Origin of the sequence: Heliomicrobium modesticaldum Ice1 (genome assembly GCF_000019165.1) — a bacterium.
Lineage (GTDB): Bacteria > Bacillota > Desulfitobacteriia > Heliobacteriales > Heliobacteriaceae > Heliomicrobium > Heliomicrobium modesticaldum.
Map to the genome: position 1 here is coordinate 2,407,216 of NC_010337.2, position 23,761 is coordinate 2,430,976.

Genomic DNA, 23,761 nt, shown 5'->3' on the forward strand with positions numbered 1-23,761 from the left:
TAAGATCATGCCCCTTTTAGAGATGCGGGCGATTCACAAAAGCTTTCCCGGCGCCAAGGTGCTCAAGAATGTCGACTTTTGCCTAGAAAAAGGGGAGATCCACGCCCTGCTGGGTGAAAACGGCGCCGGTAAATCGACGCTGATGAAGATTCTCACCGGTATCTATAGTAAAGACAGCGGAGAGATCCACTTCGACGGCAGTCCCTTGTCGGTGCAAGGGCCTCGGGAAGCGGAAGCCCTGGGAATCGTCATGATCCATCAGGAATTCAACCTCGTTCCCCAGTTGAGTATTGCCGAAAACATCTTTTTGGGCAACGAAGGCCCCTTTACGCGCTGGGGAACCATCCGTTGGTCGGCCCTGGTGGAGGCGTCACGTCGATTTCTCGATCAGGTGGGATTGTCTGTGGCGCCGACGCGAACTGTAGATGAATTGAGTGTCGGCGAAAAGCAACTGGTCGAAGTAGCGAAAGCGCTTTCCAAGGAAGCAAAACTGCTGATCATGGATGAGCCGACCGCCGCACTGACGGAGACGGAAAAAGCAAAGCTCTTCTCCATCATGACCGCCCTCGCTGCGCAGGGGGTGTCTATCATCTTCATCTCCCACAGGATGGAGGAGCTGTTTGCGATCTGTGATCGCGTCACCGTCCTCCGCGACGGCGCCTACATCGCCACGCGGGCAATCAAGGAGACAACCATCGATGAACTGGTCTCTCTCATGGTCGGTCGGCAGGTCGAGGATCGCTTTCCCAAGGTGTCCGTAGAATCGGGCGACATGATCCTGGAAGTGGAAGGCTTGCAAAATGACCGGCTGAAAGCAGTCAACCTGACCGTGCGCGCCGGCGAAGTGGTCGGCATCGGCGGACTGATGGGCGCCGGCCGGACAGAGGTGGCGCGAGCCATCTACGGCCTCGATCCGGCGATAGGCAGCTTGCGCCTGAAAACAAGAAGCGGTGGATCCTACACCGGGCTCTTTCGCCATCCTGCCGAAGCCATCGCCCATGGTATCGCCATGGTGCCGGAGGACCGCAAGGATGAAGGTCTGGTGCTGGGCGCCAGCGTGAAGGACAACATGGCCTTACCGACACTGGCTAAGCGGGCGCGCTTGGGCGTCATCGATGGCGCCGAGGAACGCTCCATGGTAGAGGGCTATATCAAGACCTTGCGCGTCAAGACGGCCGGGATGGACCAGCCGGTGCGCAACCTGAGTGGCGGCAACCAACAAAAGGTCGTTTTCGGCAAATGCCTCGAGACGAAACCGCGCCTGTTGATCCTTGATGAGCCGACGCGCGGCGTCGATGTAGGCGCCAAGGTGGAGATCTATCAGTTGATCAACCAACTGGCTGCCGGCGGCATCGGTATCCTGCTCATCTCATCTGATCTGCCGGAACTGATGGGCATGAGTGATCGCATCTATGTCATGTACGAGGGCAGCATCACCGGCCATTTCACCCGCGAGACGGTGACGGAAGAAGCTTTTATGCGCTGCGCCACGGGAGGTAGACCATGAGAGACCTGCTGGACAAACTCCGCCGCTACCGGATGGGGCCCTTGATCGGGCTGGTCCTGATCTGCATCGCCCTGACCCTCATGTCCGATCGCTTTTTTACGCCTGCTAACATCCTGAACATCGCCAGGCAGGTGTCTATCAACACCCTGCTCGCCGTGGGCATGACCTTCGTGATCATCTCCGGCGGGATCGACCTTTCTGTCGGCTCCATCCTGGCTTTCGCTGGCGCATTGGCGGCGGGGGCACTGGCCAGCGGCATAGATACGGGGTTGGTATTGCTCTACGCCTGCCTGATCGGCCTCGCCGGCGGCACGCTGAACGGCTTGTTGATCGCCTATGGACGCATCGCGCCTTTTGTGGCCACTCTCGGCACGATGACCCTCTTTCGGGGCGCCACGCTGATCTACACGGAGGGACGCCCCATCCGCGCCGTCGAGGAAGGATTCAATGCCATCGGCGGTGGTTACTTGGGACCTATCCCGACGCCAGTTGTCATCACCGCTGTCATGGTTTTTCTGGCCTGGTTCGTATTAAACAGGATGACGGTGGGCCGTCGCGTCTTCGCCGTCGGCGGCAATGAGGAAGCGGCTGTGCTCAGCGGCGTCAAAGCGACTTATAGCAAGGTTTTTGTCTATGCCGTCAGCGGCCTCATGTGCGGCCTTGCCGGAGCCATTCTCACCTCTAGGCTTATGTCGGCCCAGCCGACGGCCGGCGCAGGCTATGAACTGGACGCCATTGCGGCTGTTGTCCTCGGAGGCACCAGCCTCTCCGGCGGCCAAGGTGGCGTGCTTGGGACCCTTGTGGGCGCCTTGATCATCGGGGTGCTCGACAACGGCCTGAACATCCTCAATGTTTCTTCCTTCTACCAGCAGGCGGTAAAAGGCATCGTGATCCTGATCGCGGTGCTGTTAGACCGGCGCAATGCCGCAAGGGGGTGAGCGAAAAAGGTTTCCCACTATGAGTCGCAGAGGGTCACGAAAGAGACGGGTAACATTGAAAGAAAGATGGAACAAATAGGAGGTAATCTCATGAAAAGGTACTTAAAAGCAGCATCCCTCGTCGTAGGCTCCCTCTTCATAGTCGGTATGCTCGCTGGCTGCAGCGGTTCCAAGGAACCGCCCAAACCGGCCGAAAAACCGGCAGATTCGACGAAACAGATGACTGTCGGGATCGCCCTCTCGACGCTGAATAACCCCTTCTTTGTCGATATGCGCGATGGCGCTCAAGCTGCCGCCGATAAAATAGGCGCCAAGCTGATCGTCATGGACGCCCAGGACGATGCCTCCAAGCAAGTTTCCCAGGTTGAGAACCTGATCCAGCAAAAAGTGGACATCATCCTGCTCAACCCGACCGATAGCGATGGTCTTGTCGCCGCTGTTAAAGAGGCCAACAAAGCGAATATACCGGTCATCACCCTAGACCGCAGCGTCAGCGGCGGTGATGTCATCTCTCACATCGCCTCCGACAACGTATCCGGCGGAAAACTTGCTGCCGATTTTGTCATCAAGTCCCTGAACGGCAAAGGCAAAGTAGCTGAACTGGAAGGCATTGCCGGCACCTCCGCCGCCCGTGATCGCGGACAGGGCTTCCACAGCCTCATCGACAGTGAAAAGGAAATCAAGGTCGTAGCCAAGCAGCCTGCCGATTTCAACCGCTCCAAGGGGATGACTGTCATGGAGAACATCCTTCAGAGCCAGCCCGACCTTCAAGCCGTCTTCTGTCACAACGATGAAATGGCTCTCGGTGCCCTGCAAGCCCTGCAAGCAGCCAAGAAGAACGTAATTCTCGTCGGCTTTGACGGCGGTGCTGACGCGGTTAAGGCCGTTCAAGAAGGCAAGATGTCGGCCACCGTCGCCCAACAACCCAAGTTGATCGGCGAAATAGGCGTGCAGACTGCGGAAAAAGTGGTCAAGAAAGAAAAAGTGGAAGCGAAAATCCCTGTTGCGCTAAAGTTGATCACCAAGCAATAAAGAAGAATAGAAAACTCGGAGGCTGTGACCAACGTCTAGCGTTTGGTTTGCGGCCTCCCGTTTTGTTTAGCTCTATCGCGATAGGGGTAAAATGGAGAAGATTGTCCGTTGAAGGAAACTCTTTTTTTGGTGTCGATGAAATGGATGTTCGGCAGATGAGACTTGTCTCGGCAACGAAATCGGTGTAAGCTGAAATTACAAATAAGAATAATCTTATAACGTATCAGTCATGGTTGAAATATAGCCGATGGCATTCACGTCGAGTGTCTGAAAGGGGGATAGACCGTGTCCATTCGCAAAAAGGGGATTGTGCAGGCACCTCCGCCTCTTTGGCAGTCTGATAAAGATCTGCTCGTCGAGGCCCGCAATCTCTCTTTTCGATACGGTCATCAAGAGACCCTGAGTGACATCCAGTTGAACATCTACCGAGGAGATTTTCTCGGCATCATCGGTCCAAACGGTTCGGGCAAGTCAACGCTCTTGCGGCTGCTCCTCGGTTTGTTGACGCCCGAACAGGGACAGGTGCTGCTCTGGGGAGAACCGTTGGCGCAGTTTCGCCAGTGGAGCCGGATCGGTTATGTGCCGCAAAAGGCGACTGCCTTTAACGCCGCTTTTCCCGCTACTGTACGCGAGGTCGTCGCCGCTGGAAGGCTGGGACGGAAGGGACTCTTCGGGCGCTTGAACAATGCTGACCGGGCGGTCATCGACCAGTCCCTGGCCACGGTGGGGATGGACACCTTCGCCGATCGGCTGATCGGTCACCTGTCCGGTGGTCAGCAGCAGCGGGTCTTTATTGCTCAGGCGCTCGCCGGAGAACCGGAGATCCTCTTTTTAGACGAGCCGACTGTGGGTGTCGACGCGGAGCAGGAAGAGCAGTTTTACAGCCTCCTGGAACGATTGAACAGCAAATCAGCCATGACGATTGTCATCGTCTCCCACGACATCGGCGCTGTGACGGAGCGAGTCAACAAGCTCGTCTGCCTGAACCGCCGCCTTTTTTTCCATGGCGAGGTGAGCGGCTTTAAGGCGCGCCAGTCGGAAATCCTCTCACTGCTCTACGGTCACCCTGTTCAGATGATTCGGCACGGCCATTAAGGGGGGGAGCCTCATGCCCGAAATGCTCCAACACGATTTCATGGTCCGGGCGCTTTTGGCTGGCGTTATGGTCGCCGTCATCTGTCCGGCCATCGGACTTTTTCTCGTCCTGCGCCGTCTTTCCCTGATCGGTGATACGATTTCCCACGTTTCCCTCGCCGGTGTCGCCGGGGGGATGCTGCTCGGCCTTTACCCGCCCTTGATGGCTCTAGGCTTTTCTATCGTCGCCGTTCTCGGTTTGGAGCGGTTGCGCCGCCGCTTTCAAAACTACGCCGAGATCTCCATCGCCGTTTTTTTGTCCGGCGGCGTCGCCCTGGCGGTCATCCTGTTGAGCATGAAAAAATCGGCCTCTTCCGATATCTTGAGCTATCTCTTTGGCAGCATTGTTGCCGTCACTGATCGCGATCTGACCATTCTGGCCGTCGTCACCATCACTGTGTTGCTGATAGTTGGTCTCTTTTACCATCGCTTTTTTTATATCACCTTAAACGAGGAAAAGGCGAGGTTGAGCGGGCTGCCCGTTAATGGCCTCAACCTGATGATTATGGTATTGACAGCCCTTGTCGTGGCCGCTTCTATGCGGATCGTCGGTATCCTGCTCGTATCGTCCATGCTTGTTCTGCCTGTGGCCGCCAGCCTGCAGGCGGCGAACAGCTTCCGGAAGGCCTTCTGGCTGGCGCTGCTCTATGCCTTAGCGGAAGTCAGCGTCGGGCTGACGGCTTCTTATTATCTCGATCTCGCCCCGGGCGGGACCATCGTCTTGCTGGCAGTCGTGCTGCTGGTGGCAACCATCGCCTTGCGCGCCGCCGCTGATCGCTTTCTTCGCCGCCAGTCCAGAGAAGAGGCTGCGGTGCGCGGACTGGTGAATCACTGATCGATGACTTGCAAGCGGGCAGGAGCTTTCTGCGATAGAAAAAAATAAAACTTAGAATCGATGGGAGGCGTCATGGCGATAGAGGAAACGAAACAGACGCAGACAGAGAATGTGCTTGATCTGCTTAAGGAAAAGGGGTACAAGTTTACACCTCAGCGCCGGGCGGTGATCGGCACCCTGATTGAAGCAAAAGAACCGCTTTCCGTGAAGGAGATGGTCGACCGCCTTCGCGAGGACTACCCCGATATGAGCGCCGACACGGTCTACCGCAACCTGAAGGTGCTTTACGACCTGGGGGTGGTCAGCTTGATCAGCCAGCAGGGGAAAGAGGGCGCCCGGTATGAATTGGATGGGAGGCCCCACCACCACCACCTGGTTTGTGTGTCTTGCGGCAAATCATTCTGTCTGCCCTATTGTCCCATGGAGGAGAAGATGGAGGAACTGGCTCGGCAAGCGCATTTTCAAGTTCTCGGGCATACGTTCGAGGTATTCGGCTACTGTTGCGATTGCCAAAAGGGGGAAGCGACCTCCTGATCTGTAGAGATGAGGGAGTGTTCCGGCTGCCTCTGCCGGCGAGTTGTATTCCATCGCCACTGCTCGCCGTCGCTTGTTGCGATGACGGCGCCGCAGGTATCGGTGCGCAAGACCTCAGCACACTGTTCTCCCCAACGTTGTAAGACTTCCGGCGCGGGGTGACCGAAGCTGTTCCGGCCGACAGAGACGACAGCCAGGTCCGGTTCGCCGAGTGCGCCCATAAATGTTGGTTCCAGGTTATGCCGGCTGCCATGGTGAGGGATTTTAACCACCCCCGCCGTCATGGGAAAAAGATCGCTTCCGAAACGGGAAACGAGATAGGCCTGTCCTTCCCGCTCCAGGTCGCCCGTCAGCAGCAGGCGGCAACGGCCGTGTTCGATCAGCAGCGCCAGGGAAGAATCGTTGACTGTCCGGGGCGGAAGGTCTGGCGTCGGGTATAGAACCGTCATCCGGACAGCCGGATCAGGGCTGATGTCGATGCCCGGTTCCGGCGCTTCCAGGACGGAAACAGCTCGTTGTTCAGCCAGTTCCCTCAGTGCCAGGTAAACTGTTGGTGCAGGACCGGGAGGGGTGGAAAGCACCAGTCGGCGCACCGGGAACTCGTTCAACAGATAGGGAAGGCCGCCGATGTGATCCTGATCGGCATGGGTATTGACGATCAAGTCCAATCGGGTGATCCCCTGGCGGTGAAAAAAGGGGGTTACGACCTGTTCACCGGGGTCGTAGCTTTTTTTAGGCTGCTCCTCTGCGTTTCTGAGGATGAAGAGCGGCGGTCCGGGTGTATCGACCAGCACCTTCTTGCCGCCTGGTGTCTCAATCAGGATGCCGTCACCTTGTCCCACATCCATAAAGGTGATCCGCAGTTCTTCCGGCGCCAGAAGACGGAAGGCGAGAAAGAGGATGAACAGGACCGGGGCTAGCCGTACAGACCAATCCTGGATGTAGGCAGCCGTTTTTGGACGGAGATGGCCGGTGAGGCTTTCCCGAAAAAAGATGAGGACCAGGTAGTAAGCGGTCAGAAGCAAAGGAGAAGGTGTGGCCACTGTCAATGCAGCCCCCGGCAGGCCGGCCAAGCTGTGAAGGAATGTGTTCAGGAGACTGACGGCAGCTGCTGAAACGAGGGTGAAACTCAGCGCGCCTGTGGACCAGATGGGCAACAGCAGGAACGAGACGAAACCCAAGATCGTCACTAGGGCGATGATCGCCCCGCCGGCAAGGTTGGCCAGAAGGCCGACGATAGAAAACAGGTTGAAGTAGTAGAGGCCGAGGGGTGATACTGCCAGTTGCGCCGCCAGGGAGACAAGCAAGGCATCGCTGATCAGCCTTATCCCACTGCGCACAAAGCTGCCTGCGATGGTCAAAGGGACATCCAATCGTCGCTCCAGTGACCGCACGAGACGCTCATTGGCAGGTTGGAGCGCCCGGTGCAGCGTGGGGAAGAGGTACAGGATGCCCCAGGTGGCCGCAAAGGATAATTGAAAACCGGGGTCAGCGAGCATCAGGGGATTGACGAGCAGGATGGGCAGCGCGGCCGCAGCCAGGAGTGTCGGCGGATCGGCTCTGCCTTGGAATCCGTAGGCCAGGAGCCCGCCTAGCGCCATCAATAGCGCCCGCTGCACCGATGCGGGAAAACCGGTCATGAAACTGTAAAACACGATAGCGGCAGCTGTTACGGCGATACTCGGCCAGAGGGGCGCCCGCCAGCGCCGACTGCCGCGCAGTAGTGTCAACACCGTCCCGGCGATCACCCCGATGTTGGAGCCAGATACGGCGAAGGCATGGGCGACACCGGTGATGCGGTAGACTTGTCGATCCGCTTCCGATAAATCGCCCTGACCGCCGAAGAGGATCCCATTGATAATACCTGCCGTTTCCAGAGGGAGTTGCGAAAAGAGAAAAGCCTCCATTTGTCCGCGCAGGCCGTATGCAGCACCCGCGATTCCGTCGATGATGCTTTTGCCAGAAAAACCATCCTCCTTATCGACAACAATCTCACCTTCTGCATCGGTGATGAGGGAGCGGAGCCGCCCGATCGCATCGCCGCTGCGACAGTGGAGTTCTACGGCGATACCTTGTCGCCACAGATAGGAACGGTAGTCAAAATCTCCAGGGTTGCGCCGTTCTGTCGGGAGACGCAACTGCCCTGTCACCTCTATCCATTCGAAAGGATGAAGCGCAAGCCCCGACGGCGCTCGCTGGGATCTCACGCGGATCAATTCCCCCTCAATGGTCCGCAGATCCATGAGCAGGGGGGCATCTTTCGAGACGATCTGTTCCACCCTGCCAGCCAGCGTGACCGTTCGCTCCAGTGACGGGTACAGTCCGGAAATGGGCGCTGCTCCCAAGAAAGCGTAGACGGCCCCAGCGGCAATGACGGCAGCATACAAGGCAGATCGTTTCCAGAGGCTCGGCAGGATCTGCACCGTTGACGCATCAAACAGATGCCGATCTCCCCAGATCAGCATCGCCACCCCGTTAACGGCCAGCGCCAGGCCCATTTGGACCGTTTCATCGGAGACGGGATAGGCTTTGATTTCATAGATGAAAAGCCCCAGCGCGACGCCGGCAGCATAGAGGCAAACAAAAACCACCAAAGGACGCTTCATAGCGACACCTCCAGTGGTTTTTTCTACATATATACAACAAATCCCTTTTTACCCCAATAGAAGAAAATTAAGACTGCTTGAAAAAACGCTTGTATAACTCGAGCCGATAGGCAAGACCCCAAGAACCTGCCCGTATGTCCCGCCTCTTCCCAATAGCCATGTCCTTCTCCTCTATACTCCCTGCCTTTACAATACCTTCTTTCGCGATATGCTCCGCCTGCACAATAGCCCCTTCCTCTGCCAAAAGGCCCTCTTCATTCAAAAAAGTTTCAGCCTCCACGATACAATCGAAACCATGACGGTGCAAAAAACCCCAACAGTATTCCTCGGCGAAACGGCGGAGGAAGAAGCCCTTTTGTCTTTGTTCCGCTTGCAGTTGCCGCAGGTCGCGGCTAAATTCGGAGGCATCCGATATAAAACCGTCGTAACGGCGGCGGTAAAGGCGCCAGAAGCGCTGCGGAAAGAGCAGGAAGGCGAGGAGCACAGGGTATTCGCTCGGTTGCAGGGGAGTTGTTTCCTCATAGACGGAGAGGATCTTCTGCCCGAGCGAATAGGACCAGCGGTGGTACCGCAACACCCGCTCGAGAAGGCGGGCTATGTCGACAAGGTGCAGGTCACAACGGCAATAGTCAAAGTCGATTAAGTGCGCCTCATCACGGTAGTTGAGGACAAAGTTACGGGCGGCGATATCGCGATGGACGAAGGTTTTTTCCATCTGCGATGCGGCAGCGATGCGCCCAAACTCCGATCTTTCCAGCACAGCCAGCGCCCTTTGCGCTTGCCGGATCTGTGTTTTTAGCAGCTCCCGCTCAATGGGCGCCCTTGCGCCCAGCGTCTCATAGCGGTGCAAATCGGCGGTTCGTCCCGCCAGCAACCGAGGCCAACGCATCCAGTGGCCCCGCCGCCGGGACAAGTCGGGAGACGTCAGTCCCTTCGCGTACTGGTGGAACTCGGCTAAGGTCGCCGCTGCGGCGAGGATGTGGGCTTCCTCAGAAAAATTGCAGGGCCGGTCAGCAACCCAGTCGGTCAAGAACAACCAACCATCCCTGCCAGTATCCCGGTAATCTCCACGCATGTCCAGATCTGGGATCCATAGCCGCCCCTCCCGCGAAGGGAGCAAGACAGGTGAACGGGTAAAGCCTTGCCTACGCAGATGTTCCATGGCCGCACAGATAAAGCCCAGCTTCCCTTCATCATAGCCCACTCTTTTTAAACAGAGGGGCCCTATATCGGTCTCCAGCCGCCAGACCGGCGTCAGCCGCTGGATCGCCCGGACATGCAGACCGTACTCCCGCCGGATCAGTTCGACCAGTTGTTCCGCCGTCTCTGCCAAAGGCTGCAACCACCTTGCCGACTGCCCTTGCCTTTGCTCGATTTCGTTTTACAATATATGAAGAGCAGTCCCCAAGGGGTCTGCAGAAAGGCGGGTTGCTCATGGATTATGCCGGTATGAAGGCGACGCTCCAGCGGAATGTTTATGCTCCTGTCTACCTGATCTACGGCGATGAACCCTACCTGATGAGCGAAATCCTGGAAGAGTTGATGGCGCGCTTTGCCGGACAACCGGGAGGGGAATTCAACATGGACCGACTGGAGGGAGACGTGACGGCCGAAATGATCGCCGAAGCGGCCCAGACCCCGCCCTTCATGGCGGAACGACGCCTCGTCATCGTGCGAGACACGCCCCTGTTGCGCGCCGCTCGCGGTTCTGATGGGGCCGATGGGGAGGGGGCCTCGTCGGGGAAAGGCAAAGGAGCCAGTCGTTTCAAGACGATGGAACCAGAGGCGCCGCTGCTCCAATATCTCGCTGATCCATCGCGGACAACATGCCTTGTCTTTTTCTCCCCTTCGGGGGTTGATAAACGGAAACGCTTATACAAAGCGATTGAAAAGGCCGGCCATGCCGTCGAGATCAAAAAACTATCCGAATCCGACTTGCGGAACTGGGCGGCCCAGCAGGCCAAGGCGATGAAATTGCCCTTTGAAGCCGAGGCGCTGAACCTGCTCATCGACCGCGCCGGCGACGATCTGGGTCGGCTGGTATTGGAGCTGGAGAAACTGCGCAACTTCCTTGGTGAGCCGTCCCCGACCCGGCGGGTGACGCCGGAACGAGTCCGCCGCCTCGTCCCGGCCACACCGGAAGACAATGTTTTCGCCATCGCCGACGCCCTAGGCGACGGACAGGTCGACAATGCCTTGCGCATCACCTGCGATCTCGTCCGCAACGGCCAGCATCCCATACGGCTGCTCTTCCTGATCATCCGCCATGTGCGACAATTACTGCACATCAAGGAACTGACGGCCTCCGGTCTGCGTAAGACCGATTGGGCCAGGGAGATGAAGCTGCCCGCAGGGGTTGTGCGAAAGCTGGAGAGCCAGGCCGACCGCTTTCCCAGGGAGGAACTGCGCCGCCTCTATCATCGTCTGACGGCAGCCGATGTGGCCATCAAGACAGGCGCAGGCGAGGCCCGGCAGACGCTGGAACTCTGCCTGCTGGCCTTCGCTGGGGAAGGGATACAGTCCAACAAAAGGGCATGACAAAAGGGAGACCGGATGTTCCGATCTCCCTTTTCAATTTCTTATTTTTGACGCCGTAAAAACTGCCTGGCAGAATCGGCCTCACACCACAGCCTTGTTGAAACGCTTCGTGATACGGGACTTTTTGCGAGACGCCGTATTCTTGTGGATCAGACCTTTGGCGGCGGCTTTATCGAGAGCCCGAACTGCCTTGGCAAGGGCGGCGCGAGCATTGTCCACGTCGGCGGAGGCCAAGGCGGCTTCGAAACGCTTCAACGTCGTCCGCAGCGCCGAACGGGCAGAGGCGTTTTTCAACGTCCGCTCACGGGCGATCTTGACCCGCTTGATCGCTGATTTGATATTGGGCACACTCCTCACCTCCTTGCCACTCAACAAAAGCTATTCTACCATGTGACAGCGTGAGAAGCAAGAAAGACTTTGCGCTCCAGCCAGAAAATGACGGTTTTTTCGTGGTGTAAGGTTTTTTTGCTAAAAAAAGGAGAGGCGGATGTATGAATCGGGAAGGAGAGGAGAAACTATGGGCGAAATGTTCCAAAAGGAGGAAACAGCCAATCATGTTTTCAATGGTCGTCCGCTTTCTCGTCTCCGCCGTTGTCCTCTTGGTGGCCAGTTGGTTCATTCCTTTCTTCGTCATCAACGGCATTGTCGGCGCTGTTGTGGCCGCCCTGGTTATCGCCCTGCTGGGTTATGCGGCGGAGGCCCTGTTCGGAGACCGGATCACCGGCATGCATCGCGGTATCGTCGGGTTTCTCGTTTCCGCAGCCGTCATCTGGCTGAGCCAACTGCTGGTGCCGAACGCGATCCAGACCAGTATCATCGGCGCTTTGATTGCAGCGTTGATCATCGGCGCCATCGATGCCGTGTTGCCGACGCCGCTGACGCCGAGAGCGCTTCCCGGCGGAGGAAAACGGTAAGGCGGAGTCATAGCTGGCGAGCCCCCGACATACCCATATATTGGGTAAGAAGGGGGTTTTTATTTTGCGCATTCGCCGGACAAACCCATGGGGGCGCACAGGCCCGAGTCGCTTTTGGGTCGTCGTCTTGCTCGTCTCGTTCGCGCTGTTTGGATGGATGTGGCGGGCCATGCCGGCTTTTTGGACATGGTTCCCGCCTTTTGATATTCTTCGGCTGGCTTTGCCTATCCTTTCATCGCCATCTTCGGCGACCCCGACCGATCAAGGCGACGGCGCGGACATGAATGACAAAGAAGAAGCACCGACGACCTCCAGTTCGAGGGGCTTTAGGGCCGGTCAACTTAGTCGTCTGCTCGAAGGGCAGCTCCCCTTGCTGAGCACAACACTGCAGCAGGCCACCTCGATGTCCGGCCAGGAAAACACAGTGGCTTCCGGCGAAAAAACCAGCGTCGCCAATCTAAAGGGGGCTGTGGAACAAGAGGGGGATGATTACCCTGATCTTGATATCCTTCGCGAGGACCCTCGCGGAGAGCGCAGCAGCGATTCAGGCCAAAACACAGAGAAGAGTTTCTTTGATCCGCCGGCTTCCGATGTTCCTCCCCAGCCGCCTTCAGGGGAGCCAAACCCTGTTGTCTTGCTTTATCACACCCACAATGCTGAAAATTACGGCGCTGACGGCGGTTCGTCCCGGCTTGACGGGCGCAACGCCGGCGTCTTCATGGTCGGCAAGCGCCTGGGAACGCGGCTTCAAGAGAAGCAGAAGCTAACGGTTGTTCATTCTGACGCCATTCATGACTACCCCTCTTATGACCTGGCCTATGTCCAATCGCGAAAGACACTCCTGGCGTTGCTGCAGCGCTACCCCAATCCTCTGGCGATCATCGATCTCCATCGCGACGCCGTTCCTCTGCGGGAAACGGTGACGGTGGGCGGTCGAAAGGCAGCGCGGATCCTGATCGTTGTGGGGACTGACGCCCGGGCTGCCCATCCTCGCTGGAAGGATAACCTCCGGTTTGCCGAAGCTGTGGCAGCCAAACTGGATGAAAAAGCGCCGGGACTGTGTAAGGGGGTCATCACTAAGGCTGGTCGCTACCACCAGCAGCTGCATCCCAGGGCACTGCTCGTGGAAATCGGTGGAGATCGCAACAGTGTGGCCGAGGCCCAGGCGGCGGCGGAGATCTTCGCTGACGCCCTGGCGAAGGTGATTCAAGAGAAGGGTTTGCTCCACAATGCGAAAAGAGGAGGATGACGACTTCACCGTCGGAAAGAATGGCCCGTACCCAGGTAGAAGCTTTTTTAACTTCTCGCCGGAGATTTGACGGAAATACAGTTGTCAAAGCAAAAAAAGTTACTACAATTAGGGAGGAAGCCAGCCAGGAAAGGGAGTCGGACAGTGAACCACATCGACAACGATGGATCGCCGCCTTCCCGGGGCGGTCAGCGCATCGCCAAGGCGGCCGGATCGATCATGCTGGCCATGTTGATCTCCCGCCTCCTCGGTTTTGTCCGGGAAGCGGTGATCGGGGCCAAATTTGGACAGAATGCTGTCACCGATTCATACATCGCCGCCTTCGCGCTGCCTGATTTTCTTTATTTCTTGCTCGTCGGAGGCGCCCTCTCGACGGCCTTTATCCCGGTCTTTTCCTCCTACGTCGCCACCGACAAAGAGGATGACGGCTGGATCGTGGCGTCCACCTTTATCAATGCCATGCTCCTGTTGCTTACGCTCGGCATTATCATCGGCGAGATTTTCACCCCCCAGTTGATCCCCCTGGTTGCCTATGACTTTGAGGGAGAGACGCTGGAACGAACGATCTTCTTGACGCGGATCATGTTTCCCTCCGTCTTGTTCACCGGCCTGGCCGGGTTAGCCATGGGGGTGCTGAACTCCTTCCAGCACTTCCTGATGCCTTCTATCGGGGCGATCCTCTATAACGTGGTCATCATCCTCTGCGGCTATTTCTTTTCTGACACCTTCGGCATCGCCGCCTTTTCCGTCGGCGTTGTTCTCGGCGCCATTGCCAACTTTCTCGTGCAGGTGCCCATGCTGCTGCGCATCGGCCTACGCTACCAGTTGGTGATGCGGCTTGACCATCCCGGCGTTCGCCAGATCGCTACATTAATGGGTCCGGCCCTCCTCGGTCTGTCGATCGGTCAGGTCCAGGACATCATCAACCAAAACCTGGCATCCGCTTTGGAACCAGGATCGATCACAGCCCTCCGCTTCGCCAACCGTCTGATGCAACTTCCGCTCGGGGTCTTCGCCATCGCCATTTCGGTGGCTGTTTTTCCTAGTCTGACGAGCGCCGCCGCCCGCAGGGAATGGACCGATTTTCGCCGCAACCTGTCGCTGGGGTTGCGGACCGTCATCTACATCACCGTCCCTGCTGCCGTCGGCATGGCCACCCTGCGCGTTCCCATCGTGCAGGTCCTTTTCGAGCGTGATAAATTCGATCATGGCGCCACCTTGGCGACAGCGTCCGTATTGCTGTTCTTCCTCATCGGCCTCTTTGCCCAAGGCGCCAATCAGTTGCTGCCTCGTGTCTTCTATGCCTTGCAGCGGCCTTCCATCCCGGTCCGTGTCAGCTTGATCGTTCTCGTCCTCAACACGGCGCTCAGCCTGGTCCTGATCCGTTACTGGGGGGCAGAAGGGTTGGCCATGGCCTTCTCCCTCAGCGCTGTCGTCGCCTTCGCCATTTTCCTGCTCCTGGCGCGGCGGGCGCTGCGCTCTATCGACGGTGGGCGGCTATTGGCGTCGCTGTTGAAAACGCTGGTGGCCTCGGCGATCATGGGAGGTGTGATCAGGGCCTTGCAGGGGTTCATGGCCGTCATGGTGGATATAACCGTCCTTACAGGTCAATTGATCCTGTTGACGGTTACCATATCAGCCGGCGCTGGCGTCTACGCGCTGGTAACCTACTTCATGAAGATGGAGGAGGCGGACATGGTCGCCCGCACCTTCCTCGGCCGGTTTATGGGGCGTTAGCAACCTGCACGCTGATTCGTGCGGGTCTTCTTTTTTAAGCGGGTCTTTTTTAAAATGCAGGGATTGGCTTTTCGATTCACGTTGTTTGCTCTCCGTGAAATGAGTTATAATATATTGCATATGTCTGTGCGATTGGCAAGGGAGGATTCATAGAATTATGGGAAAGGCGCAAGCCAACATTCGAAATTTCTGTATTATCGCCCATATTGACCACGGCAAATCGACCCTTGCCGACCGCATCCTGGAGTTTACCGGGGCGCTGACGGAGCGTGAGATGGAGGACCAGGTCCTCGACTCGATGGACCTGGAGCGGGAACGGGGCATCACGATCAAGCTGCAAGCTGTTCGTCTCCAATACAAGGCGAAGGACGGTCAGGTCTATACGCTGAACCTGATCGACACCCCGGGCCACGTGGATTTCACATATGAGGTTTCCCGTTCCCTCGCCGCCTGCGAGGGGGCCTTGCTGGTCGTTGACGCCGCACAGGGCATCGAGGCCCAGACGCTTGCCAACGTTTATCTGGCGTTGGAGAATGATCTGGAGATCATCCCCGTCGTCAACAAGATCGACCTGCCCAGCGCCGAGCCTGACCGGGTCAAGCAGGAGATCGAGGATGTTATCGGTTTGGACGCCTCCGACGCCATCCTGGTTTCCGCGAAAGCCGGCATCGGCATCGAAGAGACACTGGAGGCGATCGTGGCCAAGATCCCGCCGCCGGAGGGCGACCCGACAGCGCCGCTACAGTGCATGATTTTTGATTCCTTTTACGACGCTTATAAGGGTGCCATTTCCTATGTCCGTGTCGTCGAAGGCACCGTGAAAAAAGGCACGAAAATCAAAATGATGTCCACCGGCAAGACCTTTGAGGTGACCGAAGTGGGCGTTTTTACCCCGGCGCCCCGGCAGGTGGAGAAGCTCTCCTCCGGAGAAGTCGGCTTTATTGTCGCCTCGATCAAAAACGTCAAGGACACCCGCGTAGGCGACACGATCACCGACGCCGACCATCCGGCCAAAGAGCCGCTGCCCGGCTATCGCCAGGTGACGCCCATGGTCTACTGCGGCCTCTATCCTGTGGAAGGCGCCGGTTATGAAGATCTGCGCGATGCCCTGGATAAACTGCGTCTTAACGATGCAGCCCTCATCTATGAACCGGAAACGTCGGTGGCTCTCGGTTTCGGCTTTCGTTGCGGCTTCCTTGGGTTGCTGCATATGGAGATCGTTCAGGAGCGGCTGGAACGGGAGTTTGATCTTGACCTGATTACGACGGCGCCGAACGTCATCTACAAGGTCAACCAGACAGACGGACAGGTGGTATTCGTCGACAACCCGACCAAACTCCCGCCGAACCAGAAGATTGAGACCATCGAAGAGCCTTATGTCAAAGCCTCTGTCATGGTGCCTTCTGACTTCGTTGGCGCTGTCATGGAACTTTGCCAGGAAAAACGGGGCGTCTTCATCAATATGGACTACATCGCCGCACAGCGGGTGATGCTGATCTATGAACTGCCTCTGGCGGAGATCATCTTCGACTTTTTTGACCAGTTGAAGTCCCGCACCAAGGGGTATGCCTCCCTGGACTATGAGCTGATCGGCTATCGCGTCTCCGAACTGGTCAAACTGGACATCCTGCTCAACGGGGATCTCATTGACGCTTTCTCCATCATCGTCCACCGCGACCGCGCCTATAACCGTGGCCGGGCGCTGGCTGATAAACTCAAAGACCTCATCCCTCGGCAGATGTTCGAGGTGCCCATCCAGGCCGTCATCGGCAACAAGGTCATCGCCCGCGAGACGATCAAGGCCATCCGCAAAAACGTGCTCGCCAAGTGCTATGGCGGTGACATCTCGCGAAAACGCAAGCTCCTGGAAAAGCAAAAAGAGGGCAAGAAGCGGATGAAACAGGTGGGAAGCGTCGAAATCCCGCAGGAAGCTTTCATGGCCGTCCTCAGCATAGATAAGTAGGGCCGATTTGGGATGACGAACACCCGAGATTGTCGCCAGGAAACATCTTCAATGCCAAGCTTAAAAGCAGATTGGGGCGTCTACATCCACGTCCCTTTCTGCCGCAGCAAATGCGCCTACTGTGACTTCTATTCCCATCCGGCCGGCAGCGAATTCCGGATGGCTTATGCAAATGCCGTCATCGGCCAGATGGAAAGGGAGGCGGATCAATGGCGGCACCGCCTTCCCTCTGGGCCGGCGACGGTTTTTTTCGGTGGCGGAACGCCTACGCTGCTGCCGGCTGACGCCGGGGTGCGGATCCTGGAAACCTTGCGGCGCTGTTATGGATGGGATGACCTAGGCAAGCGATCGGGCATTCCGATGGAAATCACTATCGAAGCCAACCCTGGGACCGTCGATGAGCGCGAACTGGCTATCTGGGCTGAGGCCGGCTGCAATCGCCTTTCCCTGGGGGTGCAGGCTTTCCAACCGCGTTTGTTGACCTTCTTGGGCCGTTGCCAGCGTCTTAACGATGTGACAGAGGCGTTAGCGGCAGCCCGCAAGGCTGGTATCGACAACATCAGCCTCGATCTGATCTACGGCATCCCTGGTCAGACCCTGGAGGATTGGCGTCTTTCCCTCAAACTGGCCCTAAGCCTTTCGCCTGCTCACCTTTCTCTTTATAACCTGAAAACCGAACAGGGGACCCGGCTGGCAGAATGGATGATGCGCGGCCTGGCCGAACCCTGTGTAGAAGATCTTGAAGTGGAAATGTACGAGGAAGCCCAGCAAACTTTACAGTCGGCCGGCTTTCTCCAGTATGAACTGTCCAATTTCGCTCAGCCGGGATGGGAGTGCCGCCACAACCTGAACTACTGGCGACGGGGAGACTACCTCGGTTTTGGCAGCGGCGCCGTCTCGACAGCAGGCTTGCGGCGCTGGTCCTGGCCAGCCGACAGCAGCGCCTTCGTGCTTTCTTTTGAAAAAGGTGAAGAGATACAGCCTGTTGAGGAAGAATGCCTTTCTCCGGAGTTGGCCGCCCGGGAGGCGATCATCCTCGGTCTGCGCACAAGGGCTGGTGTTAATTTGTCGTCGGTGGTCGACGAGTACGGCCTCGGTAGCGCAACGTTGGAAAAATGGCATAGACTGTCAGCAGAGCTCTTCCGGCAGGGATGGATACACTATGATGGGACAAATATCTCCCTTGCGTCGCGATCCTATCTGATCGCCAATGAGATCATGGCCCGCTACCTGGATTAAGAGGATGACGGGGTTCCCCAAGTATTGACAAGCGATTTTTCCGATGGTATTTTTACGGTAGAGGTTAGCACTCGCCTTCATTGAGTGCTAACAACGGGAGGTGTTCCGGGATGCAAATGAATGATCGCAAGCAGAAGGTTCTCTGGGCTATTATTCAAGACTACGTATCCACAGCGGAACCCGTCGGCTCCCGCACTATTGCCCGCAAGTATGACCTCGGCGTCAGTCCCGCCACCATCCGCAACGAGATGTCCGACCTGGAGGAACTGGGCCTGATTGAGCAACCCTATACATCCTCCGGTCGCATCCCTTCCGATTACGGATACAGGTACTTTGTCGATTGCTTGATGGAGCGGGAGACCCTCAACCCAGAGGAACTCCGGAAGGTGAAACGGGCCATGTCGGAGCGTCTGCAGGAAGTCAACAGCATCATGCAGCAGACGACCAACCTACTAGCCGAGTTGACCAACTACACCGCTGTCGCGCTGGGGCCTCAGGTAGGGAAGACGACCTTTCAGCAGATTCACTTTTTTCCTGTCATGCCGACGAAGGCGGTTGCCGTCGTCGTCACCTCTGCCGGTGTTATGGAGAACAAAATCCTCGACATTCCGGAGTCGATGACGCCGGAAGACCTGCAGAAGGTATCGGTGATGATCAATGAACGCTTGCAGGGATTGACGATGGCTCAGGTTCGGGCCTCTCTCTGCATGGAACTGAACGAGGCGTTGAAAAAACAGAAGCAGGTGCTCTCCCGTTCGCTAGAACTCATCGATGAAGCATTGCATGGGGACAGCGGAGAACGGTTTTTTCTGGCGGGCATGATGAACATCTTCAAACAGCCTGAGTTCAAAGATGTGGAAAAACTCCAGAACCTTTTGGGCATACTAGAACAACACCAAACTATGCGTGAACTGATGCATGACCATCCTGAACCAGGCATTCATATCAAGATCGGCGCAGAAAACCGGCACGAGGGTGTCCGCAATTGTTCCATGGTGACAGCTTCTTATCATTTGGACGGCGAAGTCCTCGGCGTCATCGGCCTGATTGGACCGACCCGGATGGAGTATTCCAAAGCCGTTGCCGTTGTGGAAGAGTTAACGGAACAGCTTTCGGCGGTCTTGAAAAAATGTTTAATCGTTAGAGGCATCTAAAAGGGTAGGGGCTTTTTCTCCGCAAAAAGTCCCTATTTCCCTGCCTTTTCGGAAGACTTGGAGGAATCAGCGTTGAGTGTCAAGCAAGTGAGCAACAACACCGAAGTGGATGAGCGATTAGCGGCATTGATGACCAATGCCAACGCCGTCCGCGCTATCGCCAGCGCCGTCGAAGGCACCCTCGGTCCGAAAGGGCTCGATACGATGCTTGTCGACAAGTTTGGCGATGTGGTCATCACCAATGACGGCGTCACGATCCTTCAATTAATGGAGGTTAACCATCCGGCAGCGCGCATGCTGATCAAGATGGCCAAGGCCCAGCAGTCTGAAATCGGCGACGGGACGACGACGGCGACCGTCCTCGCCGGCAGCCTGATCAGCGAAGGCGTCAACCAAGTGACCAAGGGTGTTCCCGTCTCCCGAGTCATCGAAGGTTTGAAGGCGGGCGTCAAAAACGCTGTCGAGATGTTCCAACGCCATGCCCGTCCCGTCCAGGGGGTCCTGGACCCCATGCTAGAGAAGGTAGCCCTGGTAGCCGGACGGGAACACCAGGATATCGCCCGTCTCGTCATCGAAGCGGCCCGCCTCGTCGGGGAAGAGAAGCTGCGCGAGTCCGGCTTCAAGCTCTCTGAGACGATTCGCGCCCGTGAGGGCGCCGACAACCAGGTGCTCTCTGGCGTGATCATCAACAAGACGCCCATGAATGAGGACATGCCTAAAAAGCTGGAAGAGGCGCTCGTCCTCGTCATCGACGATGCCCTTGAGCCGGAGGAATTGGAAGAGGAGGCCCTCAGCACCGAAGCCGGCTTCAACTGGTACCGCCAGAAGCAGCAGGAGTTCCTAGAAAACGTCCGCAAGATCGTCGCCCTCGGCGTCAAGGCCGTCCTCGTCGATCGGGGCGTGGAAGATATCGCAGAAGAGATCCTCACTGACGCCGGTGTGCTTGTCATCCAGCGCGTCGCCAGCCGGGAATTGAAAAAGGCAGCCGAACATACAGGCGCCCGGGCGATCAAGCGTACGGGGCTCAAGCGCGACCCTGTCGACTTGATGCGTTACCTAGGCAAGGCAGGCACGATCACTGTCGATGAGAAACTGGAGCACGTCTGCATCTTGCAAGGGAGCGGCAAACCGGTAGCTACGGTGCTCGTCGGTGCTGCCACCGAGGAGGTTGTCGGCGAGCGAGAGCGCATCGCTAAGGACGCTGCCTCGGCCGTCCAAGCAGCCATCAAGGGTGGACTCGTCCCTGGAGGAGGCGCTGTGGAGCTGGCTGTGGCCCGCCAGATGGAGGAAGTGCGCCGGGAGACGCGGGGCATGGCCGCCTATGGCCTCGACTGTGTCGTCGCCGCTTTGAAGAAGCCTTTTGCTCAGATCATCACCAACGCCGGCTTTAACCCCCTCGAAAAACTGGGCGACGTGATCGCCGCTCAGATGGAGCAGAACAGCGACACCCTCTCGATCAACTGTGACAACGGCGAGCTGGCCGATATGTGGGCCATGGGGGTTATTGATCCGGCACTGGTGAAGATGCATGCCTTGAAGGCAGCCGGCGAGGTGGCCGAAGCCATCCTGCGCATCGACACGATCATCAAGAAGCGGGAGGAACGTGCCGATGGAGGCAATAACCGTGGGGAGGGAGACTGGTGACCATCGAAGAAAAAGAGAGCAAAAAGGGCGAAGTTAGCGAAATGATGGAAACTGAAGCCGCCGGGATGACCAGTGAGGTTGCGAAGGATGAAGAGACCGGTGCAGTAACACCGTCGACCGGCGGAGAAGGCGATACCGCCACCCTGACTGATGAGAAAACGACATCCCATGCAGCGGAAGAGTTGGGACGACTCCTTTCCGAGATGGCGAAAACCAAAGAAGCGTTGGATAAAGCCAAGCAGGATTTGCAGGACTGGGAAAATCGCTATCTCCGTTTGCAGGCCGACTTCGATAACTTCCGCCGTCGGACGCGTCAGGAAAAAGAGGAACTGGGGACCTACGCTAATGAGGGACTCGTCAAGAAGCTCCTGCCTGTTCTGGATAACTTCCAGCGCGCCCTGGGGGCAATGGCAAAGGCCGGCGCTGCCGACAATTTGCTCGCCGGCGTCGCCATGATCGAGCGACAGTTTTCCGATATCCTGACCAAGGAAGGTTTACAACCCCTTGAGGCCGTTGGCAAGGAATTCGATCCACAGTCCCATGAGGCCGTCCTGTTCGGCGAAGCCGATGAGGTCTATCCCGACGGGATCGTCATGGAAGAGATGCAAAAAGGTTACCTCTTTAAGTCGAAGGTGATCCGACCGGCCATGGTCAAGGTGGCAAAAGGCGGCTGAGCCCTTTTCACATACATCAAAAATCAATCAAGGGCCTGCCCCCCCAGATCCGTCTACACAAAAGGCAAGGCGGACAAAGGGGGTCCTCAATAGGAGTGTACCCGAACAAATCAAATACCTGGAACGATGAAAGGGCAAAGAAAATAGGAGGTTACACACATGGGTAAAATCATCGGTATCGACCTGGGCACAACCAACTCCTGTGTCGCCGTATTGGAAGGCGGCGAGTCAGTCGTCATCCCTAACAAAGAAGGCGCCCGGACCACCCCCTCGGTCGTCGGTTTTTCCAAAACGGGCGAGCGTCTCGTCGGTCAGGTGGCTAAACGGCAGGCCATCACCAACCCTGACCGGACGGTCATCTCAATCAAACGACACATGGGCACTGATTATAAAGTAAAAATCGATGACAAGAACTACACCCCTCAAGAGATTTCGGCCATGATCCTCCAGAAGTTGAAGGCTGACGCTGAAGCCTACCTGGGTGAGCCGGTCACCCAGGCTGTCATCACCGTCCCGGCCTACTTCACCGATTCCCAGCGGCAGGCCACGAAAGACGCCGGCGCCATTGCAGGCCTGGAGGTCATGCGCATCATCAACGAACCGACGGCAGCCGCCCTGGCCTATGGTATCGATAAGGGAGAAGACCAGACCATCCTCGTTTATGACCTGGGCGGCGGCACTTTCGACGTGTCCATCCTCGAACTGGGCGACGGCCTCTTTGAAGTAAAAGCCACCTCCGGCAACAACCGGCTCGGCGGCGATGACTTCGATGAAAAGATCATCAATTGGATGATTGCCGAATTCAAGAAAGAGACAGGCGTCGACCTGCGCGGCGACAAGATGGCCATGCAGCGTCTCAAGGAAGCCGCTGAAAAGGCCAAGATCGAACTGTCCGGCGTCATGTCGACGAACATCAACCTGCCCTTCATCACCGCTACCGCCGATGGCCCTCAGCACCTGGACATGACCCTCACCCGAGCCAAGTTTGACGAGCTGACAGCCGACCTTGTGGAGATGACCATGGGGCCCACCCGCCAAGCTCTGCAAGACGCCAAGTTGGAACCGAAAGACATCGACAAGGTCATCCTCGTCGGCGGCTCCAGCCGGATCCCTGCCGTACAGGAAGCCATCCGCAAATACCTGGGCAAGGAGCCCTTCAAAGGCATCAACCCCGATGAGGTTGTCGCCATGGGGGCTGCTATCCAAGCTGGTGTGCTCGGCGGCGAGGTTAAAGGCATCGTCCTGGCCGACGTGACGCCTCTCTCCCTGGGCATTGAGACACTGGGCGGCATCTGTACCGTCCTTATCCCCCGCAACACGACCATCCCCACCAGCAAGAGCGAGACCTTCACCACTGCTGCTGATAACCAGACTTCTGTTGAGGTGCATGTCCTTCAGGGTGAGCGCAAGTTGGCCTCCCAGAACAAGACCTTGGGCCGCTTCCACCTGAGCGGCATCGCACCGGCGCCGCGCGGTATCCCTCAGATCGAAGTCAAATTCGACATCGACGCCAACGGCATCGTTCACGTCAGCGCCAAAGACAAGGCCACCGGCAACGAGCAGAAGATCACCATCACCGCCTCGACAGGCCTCTCCAAGGAAGAGATCGAGAGGATGATCAAAGACGCTGAACTGCACGCTGAAGAAGACCGCAAGCGCCAGGAAGAGGTGGAGATCCGCAACCAGGCTGACTCCATGGTCTACCAGGCGGAAAAGACCTTGAAAGACCTGGGCGATAAGGCGGAGGCTGCCGATAAGGCAAAGATCGAGTCTGCCAAGGAAGAACTGAAAAAAGCCCTCGAGGGCACAGACATGGAAGAGATCAAGAAAAAGACGGAAGCCCTGACGACCGTCGTCTATGAACTGTCCACCAAGCTTTATCAGCAAGCCAGTGCCCCTGGCGCGGGACCGGAAGGCGCCTCCGGCGGCTTTGGCGGAGAAAATAAAAAAGATGACAATGTGGTCGACGCCGATTATACTGTCATCGATGACGATAAGAAAAAAACCTGATTCAGGCGACCGGGGGGCTTAGCCCCCCTGTCGATGCTTTTACCGGAGGGAGG

At 57.2% G+C, this 23,761-nt stretch carries 19 protein-coding genes; 16 read left to right on the forward strand and 3 right to left on the reverse strand.

Features of this window, described 5'->3' with window-relative positions:
• Positions 1 to 7 precede the first annotated feature (7 nt).
• From HM1_RS11075 to HM1_RS11100, 6 genes are all read left to right on the forward strand, one after another.
• Complete coding sequence (locus tag HM1_RS11075; protein ID WP_012283465.1) at positions 8 to 1,507, forward strand: sugar ABC transporter ATP-binding protein; 1,500 nt, start codon at positions 8 to 10, stop codon at positions 1,505 to 1,507.
• Positions 1,504 to 2,445 (forward strand): ABC transporter permease, encoded by a 942-nt coding sequence (locus HM1_RS11080; protein WP_012283466.1) that lies wholly within the window; start codon positions 1,504 to 1,506, stop codon positions 2,443 to 2,445. The genes HM1_RS11075 and HM1_RS11080 overlap by 4 nt, the downstream gene beginning before the upstream one ends.
• Before the next feature lie 90 nt (positions 2,446 to 2,535).
• Positions 2,536 to 3,477: a ribose ABC transporter substrate-binding protein RbsB gene (gene rbsB, locus HM1_RS11085; RefSeq protein WP_012283467.1), complete on the forward strand. Its 942-nt coding sequence runs from the start codon at positions 2,536 to 2,538 to the stop codon at positions 3,475 to 3,477.
• 285 nt (positions 3,478 to 3,762) lie between these two features.
• On the forward strand, positions 3,763 to 4,572 hold the full coding sequence (locus HM1_RS11090) for a metal ABC transporter ATP-binding protein (RefSeq protein WP_236995018.1): 810 nt from the start codon (positions 3,763 to 3,765) through the stop codon (positions 4,570 to 4,572).
• Positions 4,573 to 4,585: 13 nt separating this feature from the next.
• On the forward strand, positions 4,586 to 5,446 hold the full coding sequence (locus HM1_RS11095; RefSeq protein WP_012283469.1) for a metal ABC transporter permease: 861 nt from the start codon (positions 4,586 to 4,588) through the stop codon (positions 5,444 to 5,446).
• A gap of 72 nt (positions 5,447 to 5,518) precedes the next feature.
• Complete coding sequence (locus HM1_RS11100) at positions 5,519 to 5,980, forward strand: Fur family transcriptional regulator (protein WP_049754130.1); 462 nt, start codon at positions 5,519 to 5,521, stop codon at positions 5,978 to 5,980.
• Here the strand turns inward: HM1_RS11100 and HM1_RS11105 are convergent.
• Together HM1_RS11105 and HM1_RS11110 are read right to left on the reverse strand one after the other, a co-directional pair.
• Complete coding sequence (locus HM1_RS11105; protein ID WP_012283471.1) at positions 5,941 to 8,586, reverse strand: DNA internalization-related competence protein ComEC/Rec2; 2,646 nt, start codon at positions 8,584 to 8,586, stop codon at positions 5,941 to 5,943. The genes HM1_RS11100 and HM1_RS11105 overlap by 40 nt on opposite strands.
• Before the next feature lie 67 nt (positions 8,587 to 8,653).
• Positions 8,654 to 9,919, reverse strand: coding sequence for a CotS family spore coat protein (locus HM1_RS11110; RefSeq protein ID WP_012283472.1), 1,266 nt, complete (start codon positions 9,917 to 9,919; stop codon positions 8,654 to 8,656).
• Positions 9,920 to 10,020: 101 nt separating this feature from the next.
• On the opposite strand from HM1_RS11110, the gene holA reads away from it, so the two are divergent.
• Positions 10,021 to 11,124 carry a DNA polymerase III subunit delta gene (gene holA, locus HM1_RS11115; protein WP_012283473.1) on the forward strand — a complete coding sequence of 368 codons (1,104 nt, stop codon included), beginning with the start codon at positions 10,021 to 10,023 and terminating at the stop codon, positions 11,122 to 11,124.
• A gap of 81 nt (positions 11,125 to 11,205) precedes the next feature.
• Here holA and rpsT read toward each other — a convergent pair whose 3' ends face one another.
• Entirely contained in the window at positions 11,206 to 11,472 is a 267-nt protein-coding gene (rpsT, locus tag HM1_RS11120) for a 30S ribosomal protein S20 (RefSeq protein ID WP_012283474.1), read from the reverse strand.
• Between the two features lie 206 nt (positions 11,473 to 11,678).
• Here rpsT and HM1_RS11125 point away from each other — a divergent pair, with 206 nt between their 5' ends.
• The 9 genes from HM1_RS11125 (at position 11,679) to dnaK (ending at position 23,708) form a co-directional block, all read left to right on the forward strand.
• Positions 11,679 to 12,038 carry a phage holin family protein gene (locus HM1_RS11125; RefSeq protein WP_012283475.1) on the forward strand — a complete coding sequence of 120 codons (360 nt, stop codon included), beginning with the start codon at positions 11,679 to 11,681 and terminating at the stop codon, positions 12,036 to 12,038.
• Between the two features lie 280 nt (positions 12,039 to 12,318).
• Positions 12,319 to 13,287, forward strand: a complete 969-nt coding sequence (gene spoIIP / locus HM1_RS14730; protein WP_257720222.1) for a stage II sporulation protein P — start codon at positions 12,319 to 12,321, stop codon at positions 13,285 to 13,287.
• Between the two features lie 144 nt (positions 13,288 to 13,431).
• Entirely contained in the window at positions 13,432 to 15,024 is a 1,593-nt protein-coding gene (gene murJ, locus HM1_RS11135; RefSeq protein WP_012283477.1) for a murein biosynthesis integral membrane protein MurJ, read from the forward strand.
• 157 nt (positions 15,025 to 15,181) lie between these two features.
• On the forward strand, positions 15,182 to 16,987 hold the full coding sequence (gene lepA, locus HM1_RS11140) for a translation elongation factor 4 (RefSeq protein WP_012283479.1): 1,806 nt from the start codon (positions 15,182 to 15,184) through the stop codon (positions 16,985 to 16,987).
• A gap of 51 nt (positions 16,988 to 17,038) precedes the next feature.
• The gene (hemW, locus tag HM1_RS11145) at positions 17,039 to 18,226 is read left to right on the forward strand and encodes a radical SAM family heme chaperone HemW (protein ID WP_041313814.1); all 1,188 of its coding nucleotides are present in this window, start codon (positions 17,039 to 17,041) and stop codon (positions 18,224 to 18,226) included.
• Positions 18,227 to 18,336: 110 nt separating this feature from the next.
• Positions 18,337 to 19,380 carry a heat-inducible transcriptional repressor HrcA gene (gene hrcA / locus HM1_RS11150; protein ID WP_012283481.1) on the forward strand — a complete coding sequence of 348 codons (1,044 nt, stop codon included), beginning with the start codon at positions 18,337 to 18,339 and terminating at the stop codon, positions 19,378 to 19,380.
• Between the two features lie 72 nt (positions 19,381 to 19,452).
• Positions 19,453 to 21,024, forward strand: a complete 1,572-nt coding sequence (locus HM1_RS11155) for a TCP-1/cpn60 chaperonin family protein (protein WP_012283482.1) — start codon at positions 19,453 to 19,455, stop codon at positions 21,022 to 21,024.
• Positions 21,021 to 21,698, forward strand: a complete 678-nt coding sequence (gene grpE, locus HM1_RS11160) for a nucleotide exchange factor GrpE (RefSeq protein WP_012283483.1) — start codon at positions 21,021 to 21,023, stop codon at positions 21,696 to 21,698. Before HM1_RS11155 ends, grpE begins: the two co-directional genes overlap by 4 nt.
• Positions 21,699 to 21,857: 159 nt before the next feature.
• On the forward strand, positions 21,858 to 23,708 hold the full coding sequence (gene dnaK / locus HM1_RS11165) for a molecular chaperone DnaK (RefSeq protein WP_012283484.1): 1,851 nt from the start codon (positions 21,858 to 21,860) through the stop codon (positions 23,706 to 23,708).
• The last annotated feature ends 53 nt before the right edge of the window (positions 23,709 to 23,761 follow it).